Source organism: Helicobacter pylori (assembly GCA_008032955.1).
In the GTDB taxonomy this organism is placed as follows: Bacteria; Campylobacterota; Campylobacteria; order Campylobacterales; family Helicobacteraceae; genus Helicobacter; species Helicobacter pylori_DC.
Genome location: CP032046.1, coordinates 667717 through 691252 on the forward strand (window position 1 = coordinate 667717; position 23536 = coordinate 691252).

Genomic DNA, 23536 nt, shown 5'->3' on the forward strand with positions numbered 1-23536 from the left:
CTTTTTAGCCGTTTAACCCGCTTGAGTTTTTTGAGCGTTGGGCCTCATCTTTTCCAAAATTTCTTGTTGCTCTTTAGGCAGGTTTTTATCCAACAAATAAGCCAACACCCTATCTTCAATCATCGCCATTTTCACCGCCGCTAACATGTTATTTTTGCGGTATTGCTCAATGAGATTTTCTGGGTTTTGCCCTGTCATCATCGCTTCATAATACAAAGTTTGAAAGACTTCATTGTCATGCACGCCAATTTTTTCTTCCTTCGCTAAAGCGTCAATGATAAAAGTGATTTTCACGCTTTTTGTCGCATCATTCCTAAAGCCCTCACGCTTTTCTTTGGCTTTTTCTTGACTTTCTTGTAAGGATTTGACTTCTTCAGCTTGCATGGAATAAAGAGCGTTCCTGAATAACAAATCCATTTCTTGCTCTATGATCGTTTTAGGCAAATCAAAAACAATCTTTTCATCTAAATTTTCAATCAATTTTTCTTTCAGCTCTTCGTTATAGAGCCTGGCTTTATTTTCTAAAAACAACTGCCCTTCAACCCTTTCTTTTAAAAGCTTTAAAGTCGCATTCTCTTCATTGGCTAGCACGATTTTAGCGAGTTCGTCATTGATTTCTAACGCTTCACGCGCTTGAATCTGGTGCAATTTCACTTTAAAAAGGGCTTCTTTGCCGGCTAAATGCTCTGCGTGGTATCCGCTAGGGAAAGTCAAAGAGAATTCTTTTTCTTCGCTAGCTTGCATGCCTAAAAGAGCCTTTTCAAAATCTTCTAGCATTTGCTTACTGCCTAAAATCAAACTGAAATTCTCAGCCTTGCCCCCTTCAAAAGGTGCATTATCTATAAAACCTTCAAAATCAATCGTCAATTTATCGTCGTTTTGAGCTTTTCTTTGAGCGTCAGTGTCCACAAATTTCGCGTAATCTTTAGCGAGCTGTTTCAAACGCTCATTAATTTTTTCTTCATTGGGGATTTCCACTCCCACGCTAGGCACACACTCTTTGATCTTGTCTAAAACAATCGTGGGTTTTAAGCCGATGTCCGCTTCTATTTCAAAATGCGTGTCTTTTTTTTCAAATTTAGTGAGATTGGGGCTGCCGATGAGATCCTTATTTTCAATCCCTAATTCCTTAAAAGCGTTTTTTAAAACCTCTTGAATCATTTCTTCTTGAGCGTCTTGATCAATTTGGGCTTGATAACGGGTTTTCACTAAACTAAGGGGGACTTTACCTCTTCTAAAGCCATCAATTTTAACTTTTTGGGCGATTTTTTGAGCGATTTTATCATAACGCTTTTCTAAATTTTCAATGGAAGGTTTAGCGCTCAAACGGGCGTTAGCGGTGTCAATCTTTTTCACTTCAAGATTCATTTTTTTCCTTAATGGTTAAAAAATTAAATTTTTGTATCATTATAGCTTAATTTGTTTTAATTCTAGTTTATAAAAAGCGGTTTTAATTCTGGTTTTCAAAAATTTAAAAAACTAAAAGTCATAAGTTGAAGTGAGATAGACAGAAATATTGCGCTTGAAATGAAGGGTGTATAAAGGGGTTTTAAAATAATCATTGGTTAAAAAAGGGATGCGTGCACCAAATTCTATCGCCCAATTCTTATACCTTGAAAAGCGGTAACGATACCCCACATTCAACATCACTTGAAACATGTAAGGGTGATAAACGCTCAAAGGATCTTTAGCCCACTTTTTAAAAATCTTTGTTTCATAAAACCAGGTTTCGCCCACGAAATTCATCCCTAAAATCAGCGTCCCAAAAGCGCGTTTGTATAAAAAGTCAGCCCCCACGCCATAAAAAATAGCGTTGATAAAAGTCTCTTTTCTTTGCAACTTTTCTCTATAACTTTTAGGGATTTGCGAACTCTCCCTCAAACTATCGCCTAATACGCCTTTATTTTTAAGAAAAAACCCATAAGCGTAATCCAAAGAAATATAGAAGCGGAAACCATAGCGCTCTTTTTTAGGAAAAAATTGTTTATAGCCATAAATCAAACTGACTTCAGCAAAAGGAATGTCTCGGTATTTTGAATGGTTTTCAAATTTTTCCCTACTCTGTAGCCATGACATTTGCACCACGCTTGTGCCATAATAATGGGAGCTTTTGTCTATGTTAAAAAGTTTTCTTTTGGGCTTTTTAGGCTCAGTGAAACATGGAGGGTGGGTTTTACCCCTTAAACACTTCTTGGCTAAAAACCGCTGGTATCCTAGATCTTCTTCTTTGGCGATCGTATAAGTAACCAGATCATCAGCCCTTAAACACACGCTCAAAAAGAACACTAAAACACCCCCTTTAAGCAGTTTGTTCAAGCGTTCTTTATCTTATGCGTATTTGTTTTTATCGGTTTCTTTTGCCTTTTAATTCCTTGGCGTCTTTTTGATAAGATTCTAAATTCTTTTGAGTGAGCTTTTTGTCTATTTCTTGCATGATATTTGCAAAAATCTTATTCAAAGCGCTCTTGATCGCATCATTAGAATTATCCGTTCCCTTAACCATAGTGCTAACTAACCCTCCGCTATGGCTTGAATGGGTGGTTTTTAAGAATTTTTCTTGAATGTCCAACTCGCTCAAATCCATCGTAAAAGAATCCAAAGATTCCCCACTCATAGGCTCTAGTATGGTAACCTTAATAAACCCAGCCGGGATTAAAACCCCTTCCATTTTATCCAAACCAGTGGAGAATAATAACCCGGGTTCTGATTTTTTCTGTATGGTTCTTTTAGGATCGGGGCGTAAAACAATTTCGCCATTCATAGCAACCGCCAAATACCCTTCTTTTTTTTGCGCAAAAGAAAAATCGTCTTTATCGCTACTATCCACATTGATAACCTTGTAGCCCTGATTTTGCAAGATCTCTTCAACTTTAAGCGTGGTTTGATTCTTGAATTTGTTTTCATACTCTTTAGCAATATTATCGCTGTATTGGAAAGCTGGCCTTAAAAGCAAAATCTTTTCATCTAACGCTTGAACTTTCTCGCTAGCTGGATGGTAATTCAATTTCAAAGCGACTTCATTGGTTTCAATAATATGCGGACTGCACCCCACTAATAAAGCCACCACGCTTGCGCCTAAAAGGCATTTTTTCCATGCAAAATCCTTAAAATGACCATTTGTTTTCATCGTTCTATCCTTGATTGTAATATTTCAGACTTCTATAACAACAAACCCGAAGCAACCAACACGCTTTTGTTGTCAAAATGTTATTTTACCCTAACATCTTTAGATTATTAGTCTTTTTCTATTTTTTAGCGTTATAATCCCCACTTTTGCCTCCACTTTTATGCTCCAACATCACACCGCTAATTGTCATGCTCTTGTCAATGGCTTTCACCATGTCATAAATGGTTAAAAGCCCTATGCTCACACTCATTAACGCTTCCATTTCTACGCCCGTTTTAGCTTGAGTTTTGACTCTCGAATAGAGTTTAAAACTGCAAGTCTCTTTTTCTTCTAAAATATCAATATCCACCCCATTGAGCATGATTGAATGGCACATGGGAATGAGCTCGCTTGTCTTTTTAGCCCCCATGATCCCAGCAATAATAGCAGTCTGTAACACCGGACCCTTTTTAACGCCATGATTGATAATAGCGTCATAAGCCTCTTTATTCATGCTGATACGACCGCTCGCTAAAGCGATTCTTTCAGTGGTTTCCTTATCCCCTATATCCACCATTTTAGGCTGATTTTCTCCATTCAAATGAGTGAGCGGCATTTTTTTATCCTATTGTTTGGGGCGAAACGCTTGAATGTTTTTTTCATTCACTTGCATGTAATTCCCTAAAATCAAATCCACGCAATAAGGAATCGCTGGAAAAACCGCTTCTAAGCATTCTCTAATGCTTTTTGGCTTACCAGGAAGATTAATGATCAAACTCTTATTCCTAATGCCAGCGCTCTGGCGCGATAGAATCGCTGTAGGCACATATTTTAAACTAGTCATTCGCATAAGCTCTCCAAAACCAGGAAGCATTTTTTGGCACACTTTTTCTGTGGCTTCTGGGGTTATGTCTCTTAAAGCAGGGCCTGTGCCTCCTGTCGTAACGACTAGATCGCATTGGTATTCATCGCACATTTTAATCAGCGATTTTTCAATCAAATCCCTTTCATCAGCGACAATTTCATAATGAAATTCTAAAGGATTGAGCAGATATTCGCTCATCACTTCTTGTATCGCTTTCCCGCTTAAATCTTCATAAATCCCTTTTGACGCTCTATCGCTCGCGCTCAAAACGCCTATATGAATCGTTTGCATTTGAACTCCTTTTTAAGCTAAAAGCCCACTCCCTTTTAAAGGGTGGCTTCTTTCTTTAGCGTAAATGCGTTTATTATCAATCAAATCGTATTTCCAAATAGGAGCGTTACGCTTAAAATCTTCAATAAAATTTTCGTATAGTTCTAAAGCATTTTTTCTATTCTTTCCCATTAAAACGCATAAAAATGAGCTTTGTCCTATCAAAACATCGCCCAAGCTGTGCGCCATTTTTAACACCACGCCCAAATCTTTAGCTTTATGGTGCCATTTTTCAAACCAAGTCTTTAATAGCGCTTCATAAATATCAAAACTCAAGCCTTGAATGTTACCCTCTTTTCTCACAATCCCCACAAACACACAAAACGCTCCAAAGTTTTTCGCGCAAGCTTCCTCTTGATAGGCTTTTAAAAGCTCGCTAGTATCTAATGCCCCTTGAATGATTTTTAACACCTAGCCCCCACAAACACACAAAACGCTCCAAAGTTTTTCGCGCAAGCTTCCTCTTGATAGGCTTTTAAAAGCTCGCTAGTATCTAATGCCCCTTGAATGATTTTTAACACCTAGCCCCCACAAACCGGTGGCAACAAACTTACCACATCGCCATCTTTTAAAGGTGTGTTTAAATTGTCTATTAAATGATCATTAAGGGCTATCGCGCAAACGCCCAACCACTCTTTTAGGCCCTCTTTTTCTTGTAAAATCGCTCTTAATTCCTTTAAATCATTCGCTTTGATGAAAAAATTTTCTTCTTTTATGGGTCCAAAAAATCGCACTTCTATCATTATCTTACCCCTATATTGTGCCCTTTAAAGCATGTTTTTAAAATATTTTCAAAATCTCTTTGAAAAGCGCTTTTAGTTTTCACAATAAATGCCCCATTTTGAGCTTTTTGACTTCCAAATACCCTTGATTATGCTCATTAGCGCACACGATCAAGCTCTCCCTTGTTACTTCAGCGTATTTTTCTAAAGCGGCGATTTTTTTAGGGTTATTCGTGAGCAAGCGCATTTTTTTAATATGGTAATATTCTAAAATCTCACCCGCAACACTATAATCCCTTTCATCGTCTTTAAACCCTATCATTTCATTGGCTTGAATGGTATCATAGCCCTTATCTTGCAAAGCGTATGCATTGACTTTATTAAATAGCCCTATCCCACGCCCTTCTTGGCGCAAATAAATCACTAGCCCCCTTCTTTAGAAATCCTTTCTAACGCCATTTGCAACGCCCCTCCGCAATCGCATTTTTGAGAGCCTAGAGCATCACCCGTTAAGCATTCTGAATGCAAACGCACTAAGGGGTTTTGAGAAAAATTAGGGGTGAAAATGACTAAATGATCTTTAGAGCCATTAGAACCCTTTTCTCTAAAACACTGGATATAAAACTCCCCAAATTGAGTGGGTAATTTGGCTTGGTTAGAGACTTCTAATCGTTTCAAGGATACTCCTAAAATTAGTTTTAAAAACGCGTCTTTTAAAAAAAGGTATTCTATCAAAACTCTTTATAATTTTCTTAAATTTTAAGCTCTTAAAATTTGTAAGTCAAATTCAAACCATTGGGGCTTAAATTAGAGCGGATTTCATGTTTATTATAAATCCCTAAAGCTTCCCCAAGCCCTAAATCCCTAATGATAAAACCGATAGGATCCATAAGAGCGATAACTAAACGCCCTAAAAATAAAGAGCCAAAAAGCTTGCCTTCATTGCGTTGGATATAGCGCGTGAGCTGGTAAAACCCTTCCCCTAAAATGGAGCCTAATAAAGGCGTGATCACTAGATCCTGCCAGCTAGGCACTTCCACAAACGCTTCCAAGCCATATTCCCAAAAAAGCGTGGAAGTGATAAAAGAAAAAAACGCTGATGCCATCCAGCCAAACCCAGCCATGCGCGGTTGCATATAATACATAGCCCCAAAATAAGGGTGCAAAATTTCATTGAAAATAAAACTATCGTTGTCCAGTTTTGGCCCCATGCGGACATTTTCAAACCAACTTTTGACGCCAAACTTTTCTTTATCCCAATTCGTTACGCTCTCTGGCATGAGATACAACCCCACAATCCCTATCACCAACGACACGCCCAAAATCCCGATACTTGTGCCTAAATATTTCCAACGGCTATTTGGGGCATAAGGGATCGTATTGCTCTTTTTAAACTTCTTTTTAAAGTGTTGCCAAATAAGATTTTTAGGGCTTCGTTTGAGCGTTTCTTCTAATTGGATGCTGTTAGCGTTTAAAAAACTACAGCCCAACCCCCAAATAACCACGCAAACCATCCAAATCTTTTGGAAGGTTTTTAGGAATATTTTCAATGATATTTTTAGGAATATTTTTAATGAAATCAGCATAAACTCTATTATTACTCTCATCAGGTTGCAAACTTTATTGCTTGACTTAAAAAGAGTTTATTATACCTTAAAAACATTACAACACATTCAATGAAATTGAACAAGCTTTAAAGGCTAATCGTTTCTACAAGCTTAAGCCCAAACCCGCTCAAAGCCTTATACTGCCTGTCTTCACAAGAGCTTAACAGCCTAAAATCCTTTATCCCTAAATTTTTTAACACTAACGCCCCGATCCCAAAATCTTTAACGATATTGTTTTGTTCAGAATGGGTGTTCATAAAGATCAAATAACCCCCTTCGCGCTTTAAATATTCTAACGCTTTAAAAAACACTTCAAACGCGTCAGTCGTCAAAAAATCAAAATCCTCTTTGATAGGGTGGAAACGCACTAAAGGGGCCAAATCATGGGTTTTTGCGCCTTTAAATTTAAAAGCGTAATGGTTTTTTTGCTGGTGGTCTAAAAAAGTGTAGCATTGCGTTTGGTGTTTTAAAAATTCTCTTTCTTCTTGGCAAAACATTTTCAGCAAACTTTCATTTTCCAAACGATAGCTAATCAAATCAGAAACATAGAGGGTTTTAAGATTATGTTTAAGGGCAAAGTCGCTCAAAAATTTATCCCCTCTCCTCGCCATAGATCCGTCTTCTTTCATGATTTCACAAATCACGCTCACGGGTTTTAATCCAGCTAATTTGCACAAATCCACGCTCGCTTCCGTATGGCCCGTGCGCGCTAACACGCCTCCATCTTTTGCAATCAAAGGGAAAATATGCCCCGGGCGCACAAAATCGCTCGGTTTGGTGGTGTCTTTACACAACAATTCAATCGTTAAATGCCTTTCAAAAGCAGAAATCCCGGTTTTGGCTTCTTTAGCGTCAATGGAAACCGTGAAAGCGGTCTCATGGTTAGAATCATTCACGCTAACCATAGGGGTAATTCAAATTTTTTCGCTAAATCTTTGGTTAAAGATACGCAAATCAACCCCCTAGCATGCGTGGCCATGAAATTGATTTTCTCAGGAGTAGAAAAAATCCCGGCTAAAACCAAATCCCCTTCATTTTCTCTGTCTTCATCGTCCATGACAATAAGCATTTCGCCATTTTTATACGCTTCTAAAGCTTCAGTAACTCTTCTTAAGATCATTCTAACTCCCTAGTTTTATTCAATAATATTGAGTTTTATAAAAAAAAGAAATATAGCATGTTTAATAACGATTATTACTTTATTGCTTTATTTAGCAAACCGCATTTAGCAAACCGCTAAGCCTTTAAATCAATTGAATGAAACTCCCCCTATCATGCAAGAAATGCTCAAAGACTTATTCTAATGTTTGCCAATTCTGATTAATTTTGGGCTATACCTAAAAACTTTATCCAAGATTTTAACCGCGCTTTTATGCAAAAAACGGCCAATCCTAATGCTTGAGGGTAATCTTTTAGGCCTTTGTTTTTCTGTGTTGGAATTTTGAGCGTTCATCCCGTCGCAAGCGATCGCAAATTCTTCTAACACATAGTTTTTGACCCCATGCCAATAATGCCTATCCATCACGCAATCTATAGGCATCACCCATTCTTTCGCGCTGTATTTCAATAATTTTTGCGCGGCTTTTGGGGCTAAAACATACCCTTGAGTGCCAATGCCATCTTTAAAATTCAAGATTTGAGAAACCCCTTTAATGGGAGTTTTTTGTTTAGCCACATTTTCTTCTAAATGCATCAAACGGATATAGCCTAATTCGTTGATGTGCTGGCGGCAAAATTCCAGGCTCTCTTTAAAACGCTCTTTTACAATAATATCATCTTCTAAAATACAGATCGCTTCATTGAGTTCTATGCATTTTTGCCACAAGGAATAATGGCTCGCATAGCACCCAAGCTCCCCAAACCCCATCCTCTTCCCGCAATGCTTGATCGCATGAAAGAAATTTTTTAACGCGCAAGGGGGGTGTTTTTTATTTTCACAAAAAGCCAATAAATCTTCAACCATAAAAGAAGGGTGCAAATGCTCTAAAATCAAGGGGTGTAATTGAGTGGGAGAGATTTTAGAATAGATCGCATCAAAGATTTCATAAGAGATCCCTTGAAGTTTAAGGCTCTCTAAAAGGGGGGTTATATGAGTTTCTTTTAAAGAAAAATTTTGACAGGTTTTGGGGCTTAAATGAATAATAAAAACACGCATGTTAGCCTTAATTCTTAATACAAATAAAATCAATATCAAACAGACTTACATTCTAGCGCAAATTTTAGTAAAATACGCACCATGTTAGATGATGTTCCTATTACCATTCAAAAAAGTAAAAAAATCAAAACCCTGAGCTTGAATATCACGCCCTCTTTAGAAGTGATTCTAAAAATGCCCAATTCTTGCTCTCAAGACAGAGCGAGCGCTTTTTTAAAAGAACAAGAATCTTGGCTAAAAAAAACCCTTTCAGCCATGCAAGAAAAACACTCGCTCTTGCACGCTAACCTAGAAAAATATAAAAACAAAATCCTTGTGTTTGATGAGATGAAAAACGCCAACGATTACACCCTAACAGATCTTAAAAAAATCTTAAAAACTTATTTGGAGCAAAAACTCCCTTTGATCGCTCAAAAAATGCAAACTTCATACACCCATTTCAGCATTAGAAACAACGCTAAAGTTTTGGGGAGTTGCTCCTATCATAACCGCTTGAGTTTCGCTCTTTTATTGGTTTGCGCCCAAAAAGAAGCGATTGATTATGTCATCATCCATGAGCTCGCCCACACGATCCACAAAAACCATTCCAAAAATTTCTGGCGTTGCGTAAAAACCTTTTGCCCTAATTACCGCGCTCTAAGAGATCATTTAAAACAAAGGGTTGTTTTTTATACCCAACTGCTCAAGCCATTACAGCCATAAACGTTAAGCCTTAAAAATGATAGCTCACATACGCTGTGATGCTTCTGGGAGGCGCGGCTTCTTTACCATTAGGGCTAGTGCCTATCCCGCTAAACCAATATTTCATGTTAAAAATGTTATTGATTTGCAAGCTCGCATTGACGCTTTGATTTTTGCGTTCCCACAAAACGCTAGAAATTTGCAAATTCCACACCCAATAGTACGGCGTCATGCCCGCTGTTTTGGTGGTGATAGCCCCATTTTTAATCGTGGGCGCGTATTCTGTAAAAGGCACGGTGTTTAACACATCGCTATAAGCACGGCTATAAAAGAAAGAGCTCAACCCAATCGTAGTTTTAGCGTAAGTGTAGCTCGCGTCTAAAATGAATTGGTGCGGGCTGACAAAAGGGAGTTTTTTGCCAAAAATATCTTTTTTAGGCCCTTTAGGATTGGCAGGGTTAGTAACCATCGTATGGCTTGTGATATTAGCGTCTATAAAAGTGTAAGCCGCATGGAAATTAAGCCCCCTAATTGGCGTGTAATACAATTCCAACTCCACGCCTTGCGATCTCGCATTGACCGGCTCTCTGTTGTCCCCATAGCGTCCGGTAAAATAATTATTCGCAAAAATCACAAAATAATTCGCGTTAAAACTCACTTGGTTGTTAAAATAATATCTTGAGCCGCCTTCCATGACATTAAAGATTTGAAAATAATCCGTGCTTGTGCCTGTAAAATTACCAATATTGCTGAATTGGGGCGGGATGTAGCTTCTTTGATAGTTGAAATAAAACAACCAATCCTTAATGGGTTTATAGCCGACATTCACTGCTGGATTCCATTGGTTATAACGATCTTTAATGGTTTTTCCTGTTTGACCTTCTTTAAAAGGGGGAGCGTCTTTTTTTTCATAATTTAAAAAAGTGTATCTCAAGCCAGGCGTGATCGTTAGCATGCCGTTATTGAAATTGATTTCATCGCTGGCATACACAGCGGTATAATTGTTGAAATTATTGAGTGAAGTTCCTGCATCAAACCCACTGCCATTATTAGGCACGCTAGGGTTTTTCCTGGTGGTGGATCGGCGGTATAAATCTTCAGTTAAAAACCGCATTCCCATATTAAAAGTTTGTTTGACTTTACCGGTATTGACAACGAGATTGAGTTTTGGCTCAAAAGCATTCACCACGAAGCGGCGGATATTGTCAAAAAATTGCCAACAAGGGCTATTCGTGTCGCTATAAGAATACAGACCGCAATTAGGGTTAGTCGTGCTAATTTCTCCTTTTCCTTTAAAGGGTAAAATCTTATTTTGACTGCTCATATACACGCTTTGGTATTGGTTAGAAAACCCAAAATCCCTGCTCATGTCATGCGTGAAATAAGTGAATTTAAAATCGCCCCCCACTTTCCTATCCGGATCGCCAAAATAATTTTGATACACGATCCCAAAGCGCTTGGCTCGCCCTCCATCTTGATTGTCAGGGCGCTCGTTGATGAAGCGGTTATAGGCATAATCTTGCGCGCTCAAAGTGCCTGGATGGTAAGAATTGTATTGATAATACTGGTAATAAGCTTTAAAAGTGTTGGTCGCATTAATCTTATAAACCGCATCCAACAAGTAGTTTTGCACCTTTGTGGGGCTGTTTTGCCTGAAACCTTGCCCATTAATCCAATTGCCTTGGGCGCTAATGCCTATATACTTACCCAACATTCCAGCCGTTCGCCCATAAGTGTTAAACAGCATTTGGTTTCCTAAGGTTTGGGCTAAAGGCTTGCCTTTTTCTTTGGGATCTACAAAACCCCCTGTGGATGATCGCCCCCAAAAAGTGATCCTTTCAGCCGCTTGATTTTCCCACTCTTTAGGGATTTCTTTAGTGATGATATTCACCACGCCTCCAAAAGTGTTAGGGCCGTATTGGACGCTCGTGCCACCCTTAATCACGTCAATCCTATCCACTGACTGGAAAGTTACAGGGAAAATCGCCAGTTCAATATTAGAATACGGCGCGCCATAAATGGGGATACCATTGACTAAAATCATGCCCGTATTGCTATGCCCGTTACCTCCTCCACCAAAACCGCGCACCGAAATTTTAGGCAGCACGCCTGTGCCTGTAGCGTCTCTGATTTGAATCCCTGGCACATTTTGCAAGGCGTTTTCAATATTCAAATTACCCGTTTTTTTGAGTTCTTTGTTGGAAATCACCGTGCGAGAGCTTGTGGAATTACGCACTTCTTCGCTTTGATATGAAAGCGGGGCGCTGGAACTGAATTTTTGCTCAGTGGTTGTAACTTTTTTTAAAAAATGGTGCTTATCTTTCGCGCCCACCAAAAAGTTAAAAGACAAAAAAGTCAAAGCACCCAACGCTAAAAAATAAGGGGTTTTTACCCTCAAATAACCATTCATTATGATAACCTTTCTCATTTAATTCAAACCGATGCATACTATAATAATAATTATTATAATTAGCTTAAGAATTGAAAATTAATCTTATTTATTTACAATTCGTTATCAAAACGATTTGAAAAAGGTTTTTAGTGTTTTTTATTTTTTGCAAACAGCTGCTAAGCGTTTTTTAAAAACAGAATGTTACGGGAGTTTTGAATGCGTTATTTATCAATTTGACGAAGAAACCATCACGACCGCTATCGCAAAACCAGCATCATGGCTGATGCTTGCACTCAAGCTTTGGATATTAAAATAATCCATTTTTTCTTTAGAAAGAGTGATTAAGGGAGCGTTTTTAGGGTTTTTAGAAATTTTTATATCCAAAAAGCTCAATTCCTTACCAATGCCTACTTGAAGGGCTTTAGAGCAAGCCTCTTTAAGTGCGAAAAACCCGGCGATACTGCTGGATTTATCCTTGCATAAAACAATCTCACTTGGCGATAAAAAACGCTCTAAAAACTTCATTTCAAAGCGTTTTACGCACTTTTCTATCCTAGCAATAGAAACAATATCTATGCCAATCATTTAAAATTATTGGATGATAAAATCAGTGAAAAAGACATTTTTAATAAAGCCATCAATCAAAAACGAATTCAAATGGCTCTTAATTTCATCTTTAAGCTTGTTTTTGCCCTTGTTAGTAACCACTTCTTCCACGCTTTTAGACGATAGAATTTCTATAATCGTGTCTTTAATCGCTGTGTCCTTAACCTTGACTTCATTTAAAAGCTTTTCATTACTCAATTCTAACGAGATAGAAGCCTTAAGGTAGCGTCTGCCATTTTGAGAGACCAAATTCACCGCAAAAGGCGCATCAATCGCATACAAAGGCCCAAGCACCAAGTATTGCTGGATATTAGAGCCTTCTTTGGCCTCTTGATTTTTGTTCGCCATAGGATTAGCTTGAACTTCTTGGGTGTTTTTAGAAGCGTTTTCTTTAGATTCTTCCTTATTCCCCATAAGCAGCATGATAATCACCCCTACCAATAAAAGCATCACTAACACGCTTCCAATAATGACAAATAAAAGGGCTTTGCTTTTTTTGGGAGGTTGTTGCGCGGTATTTTCTTGTTCTTCTGCCATGCCTATTCCTATTGAAAATAAGTTAAAGTGGTTTTTCCAAATTTTTTCTGTTTGATTATAGCTAAAGTTACAAGACTTTTAGGCATTTCATGCACGCTTTCATGCTCAAAAACCGCTAAAAGATTTTTTGGATTAAAGCGTTTCAATAACATTTCTAAAGCTTGAAAACACTTTTCATAAATCCCTAAAAACCCGCTTGTTTCAAAAGGAGGATCAAAATAAAGGATATTCAAAACGCCATTTTTTAAACACAGCGTGGGCAAAAGCTTGAAAGCGTCATCTAAAAAGGTTTGAATTTCCATTTCCTTTTTTAAGCGGTTTTTAAAGAGGGCAATATTTCTAAAAGCGTGGCATAAGCGCTTTTATTTTGCTCAAAAAACACCGCGCTTTTAGCCCCCCTACTCAACGCCTCTAAACCCATAGAAGCGCTGCCTGAAAACACTTCTATAAAATGCGCTCCTATAATTTCTGCTTGCAAGGTGTTAAAAAACGACTCTCTTACGATCGCTTTGGTGGGGCGCGTGCTAGAAACATTAGGCAAATTCAAGCCTAATCCCTTACAAGCCCCCCCAATAATCTTAAATTTTTTTACTGGCTGATGATTTGGCATAATTTGTGGGTGTATTCTTCTAGCAATTGCTGGATCTTTTGCTCTTTAGAAAATTGGATTTCTTCGCAAGGTTTTTCGCTCGTCTTTAAAGTGCGATAAAAATTTTTTACATCTTCTTTCACGCTCTGTTTAGTGAAAGGCTTTCTTAAGCGCTCTTCTATAAAGCATAGGGGCTTATTGGTTTCTAGCTTTTCATTATCGCTTAAAACAAGATCGCAAACTTCCACAGGAGAAAGACAATCGCTCAAATAAAATTCCAAACTCCTTTGAATCAACAAAGACTTGCAAGAAAGAAAAATTTTCAAAAAACCCCCTTTATCCCATCAATAGGCTTAAATTTTTTCAAATTATAGCAATTCTTTCTTTTAAGCACCAATACTAAATAAATAAATTCAAAAAGTGTTTCATTTTGTAAAAAAAAGAATGTTAAAAATAAAGTTTAATAACATCGTTTTTTTTTTTTTTGTACAATGCTCGGCGAAGGTAAGAGCAAAAGGCATATTATATTTATTCCTTCCTTCTTTACTATAACTTATAATAAACTTTTTCATTAAAATGTCCTGACGCTCTTACCTTCTTACCTTAATTGAGAAAGCAAGTTAGCCTCTCTCAACTTTTCACACAAATTAATCTTGAAAGCTTTAATAGTAAATGCTTTAATATTCTAAAATCCAAGACACCAATCCCCCCCTTTAAAAATACGAAAATACGCAAACTCTTTATTATTTAGATTGTAAAAATGCTTTACATTTTATTTTTTTTTTACAAACTCTAACGCTTTGAAACGCTCCCCCAAGCCCCCAGGGCTAATTAGGGGCTTGATTTTAGCCGCTTCTTTTAAATACCTTTCATAACTCACGCTCTTTGAAAATGTTTCTAACAATCCCATAAGCCCCATATCCAGCAAAGCGTTAGCCTGCGATTTAAAGAATGAAAATTGCGCGTGGTGTTTTTCAAGCAAATTGCGCACCAGAGAAAAATTGACATCATAAGTCAAATCGCTTTGCTGATACAAAGAAGCCAGATGGTTTAAAATATCCTTAAAATCCAGCGCTTGGTGGTTTTTAAAAGCCCTTAAATGCAAGTCCTTTCTCTCTGTTTCATCGCCATAATCAAAGCTCAAAAACACCCAAGAAGAAGCCTCGTTCAATTTTTCTAACAAATTTTTAATGAAAGCCTCTAAAAATAACGGCGCACACCCTTGTTTTAAATTCAAATTTTTAAGAAGTTCTTTAGTGGGTTCATCAATACCGCCCCAAACGCCCTGATGATCATGAGTGATAAAAAGCATTTGATTGTCTTTAATGATCTCGCAAGCGAATGCGTCAAACAATTCATTAGAGATAACAAACGCGCTTTTTTCTTTAAAATCAAGCTCTTCTAAACTGCAACTACTCAAATCCAATTGTGTGGCTTGTTTAAAAATAATTCGTTGGAGTTTTTGCAATTCCTTTAAAGGCTCACAGCTGACAAACTCGCATTTTTCCATTACGCCCACGCTCAAAGCGTTTAAAAAACTGGCTATATCGCTCAAAAAATGCCCATGATGAGAGCCAATTTCTACAATTTTTAAAGGCAAAAATAATTTTTCTTCTTCTAAAAGCCTAATGATATAAAACGCAATAGCACCCCCAAAAAACTTACTCAAAGACACCGAGGTGTAAAAATCCCCTTTTGGACCGATTAGTGCTTTTCTGTAATACCCCTTCTCTCCATAAAGCCACTCTTGCATGTAATTCCCAAACGAACGCACGATTTCCCTTTTATTAAACTCATCTCAACCAACAATAAGAGACCGCTATTCTAGTCAAAATCGCCTTATTTTTGCGCTATGATATTATAATTATAATGACTTTTTAGGCTAGTTTGAAGGGAGTTTAGAGTTTGGAAATTTTAAGGCGAGAGTGCGGGGCGGTGGAAGAAAACGCTTATATTGTGAAGCTTTCTAGTGGGATAGATTTTATCATCGATCCCGGATTTTCTAGCAGCGAATGGGTGTTAGAAAACGCCAAAAACCCTAAGGCGATTTTAATCACGCATGGGCATTATGATCATGTATGGGATAGCGCTCAATTGTCAAAAACCCTTAAAGACACCCCCATTTACGCCCCAAAAGACGATGTTTTTATGCTAGAAAATGATATTTTCCATTTAGGCATGCCGGTTTTTAGCCCCAATTTTAGCGTGCCTTGCAATAAGGGTTGCACCACTTTAGAGATAGCAAACACCACCATTAAATACTGGCATTTTCCCGGACACACGCCCGGTTGTTCCATCATAGAAATAGAAGGGGTGATTTTTAGCGGGGATTTTATTTTTTATCGCAGCATTGGCCGTTATGATTTCCCTTATTCTAATGAAAAAGACATGAAAGAGTCCCTATTAAGGTTTCAAAATTTAGATTTTCCTAAAGACGTAGAGATTTATCCAGGGCATGGGGATAAAACAAGTTTTTTTGCCGAAAGAGAGCATTCTAAAATTTGGGTTTCAAGGATGGCTTAATTGTTAAGCCGGCTAGACAAAGAGCGTTATTTGCGCCATATCATGCTAGAAGATGTGGGCGAAGAAGGCCAATTGAAGCTTTTAAAATCTAGCGTTTTAGTCATTGGAGCCGGGGGGCTTGGATCAGCGGTTTTGATGTATCTGTGTGCTGCTGGGGTAGGAAAAATAGGCATTGTGGATTTTGATGTGGTAGATATGAGTAATTTGCAACGCCAAATCATCCATTCACAGGATTTTTTAAACCAACCTAAAGCCTCTAGCGCGAAAGCGCGCTTAAAACGACTCAATGCGGGTATTGAAATAGAGGCTTTTGAAGAACGCTTTAAGGCTCATAATGCTCTTTCTCTCATAGAACCTTACGATTTTATCATAGACGCTACAGACAATTTCAACGCTAAATTTTTGATTAATGACGCTTGCGTGTTAGCCCAAAAACCCTATTCGCATGCTGGGGTTTTAAAATACAGGGGGCAAAGCATGAGCGTTTTACCCCATAGCGCATGCTTAGCGTGTGTTTTTGATAAGCCCCCTAAAAAGGGATTAAATCCTATTTCAGGGCTTTTTGGGGTCTTACCCGGAGTTTTAGGGTGCATCCAAGCGAGCGAATGCCTTAAATATTTTTAGGGTTTGAAACTTTACTTATAAATACTTTACTTATAGCCGATATTAAAACGATGGATTTTAAAAAAATTCAAGCACCCAAAAACCCTGAATGTAGGGTTTGTGGCACGCATAAAATCACGCATTTACAGGATTATGAAATTTAGATTAAGGGGTAAGTTTTGGATTTATCAACCATACTAGGCTTGGTATTGGCGGTCGCTTCTATTTCGTTAGGCGATATTTTAGAAGATGGTAACCCGTTGCACATTATCCATTTGAGTTCAGTCATTATCATCGTGCCTACTTCGCTTTTTGCCGCCATGACAGGCACGCATGCTCGTTACGTGAAAGCCGCTTACAAAGAAATAAAAATTGTTTTTTTAAACCCTAAAATCAATTTAAACGAAACCATTAAAAATTTAGTGGAATTAGCCACTCTGGCTAGAAAAGATGGGGTGTTGAGTTTAGAGGGGCGAGTGGCGCAAATTGAAGACGATTTCACCCGTAACGGCTTGTCTATGATCATAGATGGCAAGGATTTAAAATCCGTTAAGGAAAGCTTAGAAATCAGCATTGAAGAAATGGAAGAGTATTACCACGGCGCCGCTCATTATTGGGAGACGGCCGGTGAGACCGCTCCTACTATGGGGTTAGTGGGGGCGGTTATGGGGCTTATGTTAGCCTTGCAAAAACTAGATAACCCGGCTGAAATGGCAGCAGGGATCGCTGGGGCATTTACGGCTACTGTTACAGGGATTATGTGTTCTTATGCGATTTTTGGCCCTTTTGGGCATAAGCTCAAGGCTAAGTCTAAAGACATTATCAAAGAAAAAACCGTTCTTTTAGAGGGGATTTTAGGCATCGCTAATGGGGAAAACCCAAGGGATTTAGAAAACAAACTCTTAAACTACATCGCTCCCGGTGAGCCTAAAAAATCTCAATTTGAGGGCTAAAGATGGCTAAGAAAAACAAACCCACCGAATGCCCCGCCGGTGAAAAATGGGCGGTTCCTTATGCGGACTTTTTGTCGTTATTGCTCGCGCTTTTTATCGCTCTTTATGCCATTTCAGCGGTCAATAAATCCAAAGTGGAAGCCTTAAAAACCGAATTTATTAAGATTTTTAATTACGCCCCTAAGCCAGAGGCGATGCAGCCGGTTGTAGTGATCCCCCCTGATTCAGGGAAAGAAGAAGAGCAAATGGCGAGCGAAAGCTCCAAACCGGCTTCGCAAAATACCGAAACAAAAGCCACTATCGCTCGCAAAGGCGAAGGCAGTGTTTTAGAGCAAATTGATCAAGGCTCTATCTTAAAGCTCCCCTCTAGTTTGCTGTTTGAAAACGCCACATCAGATGCTGTCAATCAAGACATGATGCTCTATATTGAACGGATCGCTAAAATCATTCAAAAACTCCCTAAAAGGGTGCATATTAATGTGAGAGGTTTTACAGATAATACGCCTTTAAATAAAACCCGTTTTAAAAGCCATTATGAATTAGCCGCCAATCGCGCTTATAGGGTGATGAAAGTCCTTATACACTACGGCGTGGATCCTAACCAATTGTCTTTTTCTTCTTATGGCTCTACCAACCCTATCGTGCCTAACGACTCCCTAGAGAACAGAATGAAAAACAATCGTGTGGAAATCTTTTTTTCAACCGATGCGAACGATTTGAGTAAGATCCATTCTATTTTAGATGAAGAATTCAATCCCCACAAACAGCAAGAATGAATCGCATGAATAAAAATTATCTTTTAATCTTTTTGTTGTTAGCGAGCCTTATTGCTAGAGAAAAGGACGCTTCTTCAAACCTCTTTGATTTGATTGATAAGGGGATCAACAGAGAACAAGAATTAAAAGAGCAGGAGCAAAAAACACGCTTAAAACTGGCTCAAAGCCCTTTAGTGGCTTTAGAGATTGTCCCCCAAGAAACGCCCTATTTAGAATGGCAAGGGGCTAGGGAGTCGTATTATTTGAAAGTGAGCGCTGTAGTGGAGAGCGTGGTTATTTTAAAGATTGACATCAATCAGGGGCGTTCTTGCTCGCTCTACCCCACGCCTAAAAGCGTTTCTTTAGTGAGGAATCAAAGCGTAGCCTATGAAATTTTATGCGAAAACCAGCCGCTATGGATAGAAGTGAGCACCAATTTAGGCAAACGCACCTTTCAGTTTTAACCTACAACCAACATTAAAGAATGCCTTTAGCATTTTAAAACCCCTTTATTCAAATAAGTTTGGTTATAATGCCAAGCATGGGCGTTTTTAAACAATTGATCAAAGAATTGTATGAATGGTTGCTCCATTCTATAGATGTGGTTACGCAGCATTTAGTTGCAATGGTGGTGAAGTGCCCAACCGCTAAAGACGATTGGGCTTCCTAGGCTGATGTTGCCCATAGGGAGAGTTTGGTTCTCACTCTGTGTCCCTATAGTAGGGATTTTACAGAGTTTGAGCTCCAACGCATTCCCTATAGGTCTCACACATCATATCTCCAAAGGCGTAACTTTGCACACTTCCTACGCTAGATACGAATGTATGGGGATATGATACCATGAATTGGTAGCATTCATCCCAAACACTAAAGATATTTGGGATTTCTGCTAAGGAGTATTAAAAATAAGCATGGTAAAATATTTGGTAAAAGAATTTCATGATCGCTTCATTTACTTTATAGACTTGCTCGTGCAGCATTTTATCATCGTTGTGCTTTCTAGTCTTCTCGTGCTGGTGTTTGGGGTTTTGATTGGGGTTTTTGTGTTTTATAACTCAAAGGCCAGGGCGTTCTTGCTCCCTGTGGTGAATTTCCTCTACACCATCCCATCGCTGGCGTTATTCGCGTTATTCATTCCTGTGATTGGGTGTATGAAAGCTATTACTTCTCATATTTTTTCAAATATTCTATGACTTTCTCTAAAAATTTTGGATTATCTTTAAATCTGCCAAGTCCTGTGTTACAACTATCGCAAATCCACTCTCTGCCCCAACCTGTGTCGTGATTGTGATCGCGTACTAGATTTGCTGTAACGCCAACTATACTTCGCTTTTCACAAATAGGACAGGTAAAAACACTTCCTTTAGGTGGTGCAATTTCATCCATTTTCTTTTTCTCTGTGGAAGATAATTTCACACCATCAATATTTTTTCGGCATTCTCTGCAACTTGGACGAGTAGTTTTTCTACCTTTGGCATCTGTTTGGTTGACTTCAAAGCCATCTATGTTTTTTAAAATATGGCAAATATTACATATCTTTTTATCATAGCCCTTACCTGTCCTATAAATATCTATCACTTCTAGCTCACTAAAATCAACCCTTTTTAACTCATTAAGTCCGATAAATAGCACTATTGCAGTTTTTCCATTGATAGCTCTAATGACACCCACAGAATTTGGTACAATATTACCTAATTGATTTTTTGCGATTACAAAATCATCATTTTTTAGCATACGAATAAGCCTTGTTGATATTGTTGTAATCTTTTTTGGGCTATTTGTATGTATTCTTTGCTTATATCTACGCCTATGAAATTTCTATTGTGCAAAAACGCCATTTTGCAAGTCGTACCCGAGCCACACATAGGATCAAAGACTATATCTCTCTCATTGCTCCAAGATAAAATATGATCAAGTGCTAACTGCTCTGGAAATATAGCCGGGTGATTAAAGGCGATTTTGTCATTTGTGCTACCGCCTAGTCCGACTGCATAATGCCAAATGTTGTTTTTTGTTTTTTCTTTTTTGAGTTCTTTTAGGATCTTATTGTTTTTTGCATCTGCACCTTTATTAGTGACAAGCATTTCCATTCCATTTCTTGCAGTGGGTTCTTTTAATGGATTGAAAGTTTTTGGCTTTCCTTTGGATAAGACAAACATATATTCATACGCATTTGTGTAAGCATTTGAGCGCATAAAGGGCGTATTTTTCTTTGCATAAATCATCACATCGTGCATATTAAATCCTATTTGCTGAAAATACAATGCTTGTCTAAAACTAGTAAGGCTTTTGTTACCGTTTTTGATTTTATCACCCACAATCCAAACAACAACACCACCTCTTTTGATAACCCTAAAAATCTCATTAGCAATGTTCTCAAACGCAAAAGTATAGCCTTGATAATTTCTCAAATTATCATAAGGTGGCGAAGTGAGAATCATATCAATGCTTTCATTTTGTAATTTGTGTTGCATAAAATTCACACAATTATCTACATAAAAATTATTTAGCAATGATTGTATGTTTGGTTTGATTTTAGCGGTCATACTATGAGCCTTTTATCAAAATTACACCATTCTAACATATAAATATTTAAAATGTAGGAAAAATAGGTAGGATTATATTTTTGCAAATTTTTCACAAAAATTTTTGCGATTTTTTATGCGAAAACCAGCCGCTATGGATAGAAGTGAGCACCAATTTAGGCAAACGCACCTTTCAGTTTTAACCTGCAACCAACATTAAAGAATGCCTTTAGCGTTTTAAAACCCCTTTATTCAAATAAGTTTGGTTATAATGCCAAAAATGGGCGTTTTTAAACAATTGATCAAAGAATTGTATGAATGGTTGCTCCATTCTATAGATGTGGTTATCCAGCATTTGGTTGCTATGGCGTTAAAAATAAGCGTGGTAAAATATTTGATAAAAGAATTTCATGATCGCTTCATTTACTTTATAGACTTGCTCGTGCAGCATTTTATCATCGTTGCGCTTTCTAGTCTTCTCGTGCTGGTGTTTGGGGTTTTGATTGGGGTTTTTGTGTTTTATAACTCAAAGGCTAGGGCGTTTTTGCTCCCTGTGGTGAATTTCCTCTACACCATCCCATCGCTGGCGTTATTCGCGTTATTCATTCCTGTGATTGGGGTGGGGTTAAAAAACGCGCTTTTGGTGTTGGTCTTATACGGCTTGTTACCCATTGTCCATAGCACTTATAACGCTTTAAAAGAGGCGCGAGAAGAGGTCATTAAGGCCGCTATTGGGCTAGGGTGTAACCCCAAAGAGTTGTTTTTTAGGGTGCGATTCTTGCTCGCTATCCCCCAAATTTTAGTGGGTTTAAGGATTGCGGTGGTGATGTTAGTGGCGATGGCTGGGATTGGAGCGCTCATTGGGGCTGGGGGCTTAGGGCAGGCGATTTTTAGAGGGCTAAACACGCAAAACACCACGCTTTTAGTGGCTGGCAGTTTGATCATAGCTCTTTTTAGTGTTTTAGCGGATAAATTTGTGAGCGTCTTTCAGCATGAAAACGCTTTGCAACGCCTATTTTCTCAAAACGCCACCCAAAAACAAAAAAGAAGAGTTTATCTTAATTTAGCGGTGTTTCTTTTTTTATTGCTAGCGAGCGCTTTATGGCTCATTCCTAGAAACGCCATAGAAGAAAAGCCCTTAGTCGTAGCGACAAAACCTAGCAGTGAGCAGTATATTTTGGGCGAGATTTTAAGCCTTTTGTTAGAAAAACACCATATCCCTATCAAGCGGGCGTTTGGCATTGGTGGGGGGACGATGAATATCCATCCGGCATTGATTAGGGGCGATTTTGATTTGTATGTGGAATATACTGGCACCGCTTGGGTGAACACGCTCAAAAACCCTTTGACACAAAAAGTGGATTTTAAAACGATTAAAAAGCGTTATGAGAAGGAATTTAATCTTTTGTGGGTGGGGCTTTTGGGCTTTAATAACACCTATTCTTTAGCGATTTCTAAAGAAGACGCTCAAAAATACGCGATTGAAACTTTCAGCGATTTAGCCTTTCATAGCCCCAATTTTGATTTTGGAGCGGAATTTGACTTTTTTGAAAGAGAGGACGCTTTTAAGGGCTTAGTGAAAGCTTATCGCTTTCATTTTAGAAGTTTGCATGAAATGGATATTAATTTGCGTTATAAAAGTTTTGAATCCCATAAGATCAACGCTTTAGATGTCTTCACCACAGACGCTCAAATCAAAGAGCTGGATTTAAAGGTGCTTAAGGATGATAAAGGGTTTTTCCCTAATTATCAGGCCGGTATTGTTATAAGAAAAGAAACTATAAAAAAGTATCCTGAAGCACTAGAAATCTTAGAAAAATTGGATTCAAAAATTAACGATGAGACGATGCAGGATTTAAACTATCAGGTGGAAGTGTTGAAAAAAAGCCCTAAAATCGTAGCTAAAGATTTTTTAGAAAGATTAGGGTTATAAGCATGAAAGAAATCGTCAAAATAGAGAATGTGTCTTTTAACTACCACAATCGCACTGTTTTTAAGGATTTTAATTTAAGCATTGAAAAAGGGGATTTTTTATGCGTTTTAGGGGAGAGCGGGAGCGGTAAAAGCACGCTTTTAGGCTTGATTTTAGGGCTTTTAAAACCCAGTCTGGGGAGCGTTAAAATCTTTAATGAGACCCTTTCAAATAACGCTTTTTTACGCCAAAAAATAGGCTATATCGCTCAAGGCAATTCCTTATTTTCTCATTTAAACGCCATGCAAAACATGACCTTTTGCCTTAATTTACAAGGCATAAACAAACAAGCCGCTCAAAAAGAAGCCAAAGCCTTAGCGTTAAAAATGGGGTTAGACGAGAGCCTTATGGATAAATTCCCCAATGAATTGAGCGGGGGGCAAGCCCAAAGAGTGGGCATTATTAGGGGGATTATCCACAGGCCAGAACTCATTTTATTAGATGAGCCTTTTAGCGCTTTAGATAGTTCCAATCGTAAGAATTTACAGGATCTCATCAAAGAGATACACCAAAATTCTTGCGCTACTTTCATTATGGTAACGCATGATGAGGAAGAGGCGCAAAAGTTAGCCACAAAAACCCTAGAAATCAAAGCCCTTAAACAAGGGCAATGAT

The 23536-nt window shown here is 38.2% G+C and carries 26 protein-coding genes and 5 pseudogenes; 11 read left to right on the forward strand and 20 right to left on the reverse strand.

Annotated elements, in window-relative coordinates:
• Positions 1 to 12: 12 nt before the first annotated feature.
• The 12 genes and pseudogenes from D2C72_03190 to D2C72_03245 all read right to left on the reverse strand — a co-directional run bounded on the left by D2C72_03190 (position 13) and on the right by D2C72_03245 (position 8785).
• A complete protein-coding gene (locus D2C72_03190; protein ID QEF43390.1) occupies positions 13 to 1368 on the reverse strand; it encodes a trigger factor in 1356 nt (451 codons plus the stop codon).
• A gap of 111 nt (positions 1369 to 1479) precedes the next feature.
• Positions 1480 to 2316: an outer membrane protein gene (locus D2C72_03195; GenBank protein QEF43391.1), complete on the reverse strand. Its 837-nt coding sequence runs from the start codon at positions 2314 to 2316 to the stop codon at positions 1480 to 1482.
• Positions 2317 to 2344: 28 nt separating this feature from the next.
• On the reverse strand, positions 2345 to 3127 hold the full coding sequence (locus D2C72_03200) for a neuraminyllactose-binding hemagglutinin (protein QEF43392.1): 783 nt from the start codon (positions 3125 to 3127) through the stop codon (positions 2345 to 2347).
• A 118-nt stretch (positions 3128 to 3245) separates the two neighbouring features.
• A complete protein-coding gene (moaC, locus tag D2C72_03205) occupies positions 3246 to 3722 on the reverse strand; it encodes a cyclic pyranopterin monophosphate synthase MoaC (protein ID QEF43393.1) in 477 nt (158 codons plus the stop codon).
• Between the two features lie 9 nt (positions 3723 to 3731).
• Positions 3732 to 4262 carry a molybdopterin adenylyltransferase gene (locus tag D2C72_03210; GenBank protein QEF43394.1) on the reverse strand — a complete coding sequence of 177 codons (531 nt, stop codon included), beginning with the start codon at positions 4260 to 4262 and terminating at the stop codon, positions 3732 to 3734.
• 12 nt (positions 4263 to 4274) lie between these two features.
• Positions 4275 to 4712 (reverse strand): molybdenum cofactor biosynthesis protein MoaE, encoded by a 438-nt coding sequence (locus D2C72_03215; GenBank protein QEF43395.1) that lies wholly within the window; start codon positions 4710 to 4712, stop codon positions 4275 to 4277.
• 5 nt (positions 4713 to 4717) lie between these two features.
• A pseudogene (locus tag D2C72_03220) lies at positions 4718 to 4822 on the reverse strand (molybdenum cofactor biosynthesis protein MoaE).
• Positions 4823 to 5047 carry a molybdopterin synthase sulfur carrier subunit gene (locus tag D2C72_03225; GenBank protein QEF43396.1) on the reverse strand — a complete coding sequence of 75 codons (225 nt, stop codon included), beginning with the start codon at positions 5045 to 5047 and terminating at the stop codon, positions 4823 to 4825. It abuts the pseudogene before it with no gap.
• A gap of 76 nt (positions 5048 to 5123) precedes the next feature.
• Positions 5124 to 5701 (reverse strand): annotated as a pseudogene (gene ribA / locus D2C72_03230) (GTP cyclohydrolase II).
• Between the two features lie 89 nt (positions 5702 to 5790).
• On the reverse strand, positions 5791 to 6630 hold the full coding sequence (locus D2C72_03235; protein ID QEF43397.1) for a DUF3943 domain-containing protein: 840 nt from the start codon (positions 6628 to 6630) through the stop codon (positions 5791 to 5793).
• A gap of 86 nt (positions 6631 to 6716) precedes the next feature.
• Positions 6717 to 7750 (reverse strand): annotated as a pseudogene (locus D2C72_03240) (bifunctional 3,4-dihydroxy-2-butanone 4-phosphate synthase/GTP cyclohydrolase II).
• A gap of 180 nt (positions 7751 to 7930) precedes the next feature.
• Positions 7931 to 8785, reverse strand: a complete 855-nt coding sequence (locus D2C72_03245; protein ID QEF43398.1) for a glycosyltransferase family 25 protein — start codon at positions 8783 to 8785, stop codon at positions 7931 to 7933.
• 81 nt (positions 8786 to 8866) lie between these two features.
• On the opposite strand from D2C72_03245, the gene D2C72_03250 reads away from it, so the two are divergent.
• The gene (locus D2C72_03250) at positions 8867 to 9487 is read left to right on the forward strand and encodes a M48 family peptidase (GenBank protein QEF43399.1); all 621 of its coding nucleotides are present in this window, start codon (positions 8867 to 8869) and stop codon (positions 9485 to 9487) included.
• A 10-nt stretch (positions 9488 to 9497) separates the two neighbouring features.
• Here D2C72_03250 and D2C72_03255 read toward each other — a convergent pair whose 3' ends face one another.
• Entirely contained in the window at positions 9498 to 11894 is a 2397-nt protein-coding gene (locus D2C72_03255) for a ligand-gated channel (protein QEF43400.1), read from the reverse strand.
• Positions 11895 to 11991: 97 nt separating this feature from the next.
• Here D2C72_03255 and D2C72_03260 point away from each other — a divergent pair, with 97 nt between their 5' ends.
• Positions 11992 to 12174, forward strand: a complete 183-nt coding sequence (locus tag D2C72_03260) for a hypothetical protein (GenBank protein QEF43401.1) — start codon at positions 11992 to 11994, stop codon at positions 12172 to 12174.
• Here the strand turns inward: D2C72_03260 and D2C72_03265 are convergent.
• The 5 genes and pseudogenes from D2C72_03265 to D2C72_03285 form a co-directional block, all read right to left on the reverse strand.
• Positions 12087 to 12443: a holo-ACP synthase gene (locus D2C72_03265; protein ID QEF43402.1), complete on the reverse strand. Its 357-nt coding sequence runs from the start codon at positions 12441 to 12443 to the stop codon at positions 12087 to 12089. The two genes, D2C72_03260 and D2C72_03265, sit on opposite strands and share 88 nt — an antisense overlap.
• Before the next feature lie 6 nt (positions 12444 to 12449).
• Positions 12450 to 13001, reverse strand: a complete 552-nt coding sequence (gene fliL, locus D2C72_03270; GenBank protein QEF43403.1) for a flagellar basal body-associated protein FliL — start codon at positions 12999 to 13001, stop codon at positions 12450 to 12452.
• Positions 13002 to 13009: 8 nt separating this feature from the next.
• Positions 13010 to 13611: pseudogene (gene rsmD / locus D2C72_03275) on the reverse strand (16S rRNA (guanine(966)-N(2))-methyltransferase RsmD).
• Positions 13590 to 13916 carry a dihydroneopterin aldolase gene (locus tag D2C72_03280; protein QEF43404.1) on the reverse strand — a complete coding sequence of 109 codons (327 nt, stop codon included), beginning with the start codon at positions 13914 to 13916 and terminating at the stop codon, positions 13590 to 13592. The pseudogene rsmD and the gene D2C72_03280 overlap by 22 nt, the downstream one beginning before the upstream one ends.
• 446 nt (positions 13917 to 14362) lie before the next feature.
• A complete protein-coding gene (locus D2C72_03285; GenBank protein QEF43405.1) occupies positions 14363 to 15364 on the reverse strand; it encodes a class I SAM-dependent methyltransferase in 1002 nt (333 codons plus the stop codon).
• 131 nt (positions 15365 to 15495) lie between these two features.
• Between D2C72_03285 and D2C72_03290 the strand changes: the two genes are divergently transcribed.
• The 7 genes and pseudogenes from D2C72_03290 (at position 15496) to D2C72_03320 (ending at position 19617) form a co-directional block, all read left to right on the forward strand.
• A complete protein-coding gene (locus D2C72_03290) occupies positions 15496 to 16113 on the forward strand; it encodes an MBL fold metallo-hydrolase (protein QEF43406.1) in 618 nt (205 codons plus the stop codon).
• A pseudogene (locus D2C72_03295) lies at positions 16114 to 16880 on the forward strand (HesA/MoeB/ThiF family protein).
• 15 nt (positions 16881 to 16895) lie between these two features.
• Positions 16896 to 17669: a motility protein A gene (locus D2C72_03300; GenBank protein ID QEF43407.1), complete on the forward strand. Its 774-nt coding sequence runs from the start codon at positions 16896 to 16898 to the stop codon at positions 17667 to 17669.
• Between the two features lie 2 nt (positions 17670 to 17671).
• Positions 17672 to 18445, forward strand: a complete 774-nt coding sequence (gene motB, locus D2C72_03305) for a flagellar motor protein MotB (GenBank protein ID QEF43408.1) — start codon at positions 17672 to 17674, stop codon at positions 18443 to 18445.
• Positions 18442 to 18888, forward strand: coding sequence for a hypothetical protein (locus D2C72_03310; protein ID QEF43409.1), 447 nt, complete (start codon positions 18442 to 18444; stop codon positions 18886 to 18888). Before motB ends, D2C72_03310 begins: the two co-directional genes overlap by 4 nt.
• A 68-nt stretch (positions 18889 to 18956) precedes the next feature.
• Complete coding sequence (locus D2C72_03315; GenBank protein ID QEF43410.1) at positions 18957 to 19094, forward strand: osmoprotection protein; 138 nt, start codon at positions 18957 to 18959, stop codon at positions 19092 to 19094.
• 241 nt (positions 19095 to 19335) lie between these two features.
• Positions 19336 to 19617 (forward strand): osmoprotection binding protein, encoded by a 282-nt coding sequence (locus D2C72_03320; GenBank protein ID QEF43411.1) that lies wholly within the window; start codon positions 19336 to 19338, stop codon positions 19615 to 19617.
• On the opposite strand, the gene D2C72_03325 is transcribed toward D2C72_03320, so the two are convergent.
• Positions 19586 to 20158: an endonuclease gene (locus D2C72_03325; protein ID QEF43412.1), complete on the reverse strand. Its 573-nt coding sequence runs from the start codon at positions 20156 to 20158 to the stop codon at positions 19586 to 19588. The genes D2C72_03320 and D2C72_03325 overlap by 32 nt on opposite strands.
• Entirely contained in the window at positions 20152 to 20970 is an 819-nt protein-coding gene (locus D2C72_03330; GenBank protein QEF43413.1) for a site-specific DNA-methyltransferase, read from the reverse strand. The genes D2C72_03325 and D2C72_03330 overlap by 7 nt, the downstream gene beginning before the upstream one ends.
• A gap of 250 nt (positions 20971 to 21220) precedes the next feature.
• Between D2C72_03330 and D2C72_03335 the strand changes: the two genes are divergently transcribed.
• Both D2C72_03335 and D2C72_03340 read left to right on the forward strand, forming a co-directional pair.
• Complete coding sequence (locus tag D2C72_03335) at positions 21221 to 22882, forward strand: ABC transporter permease subunit (GenBank protein QEF43414.1); 1662 nt, start codon at positions 21221 to 21223, stop codon at positions 22880 to 22882.
• A gap of 2 nt (positions 22883 to 22884) precedes the next feature.
• On the forward strand, positions 22885 to 23535 hold the full coding sequence (locus D2C72_03340) for an ATP-binding cassette domain-containing protein (protein QEF43415.1): 651 nt from the start codon (positions 22885 to 22887) through the stop codon (positions 23533 to 23535).
• The last annotated feature ends 1 nt before the right edge of the window (position 23536 follow it).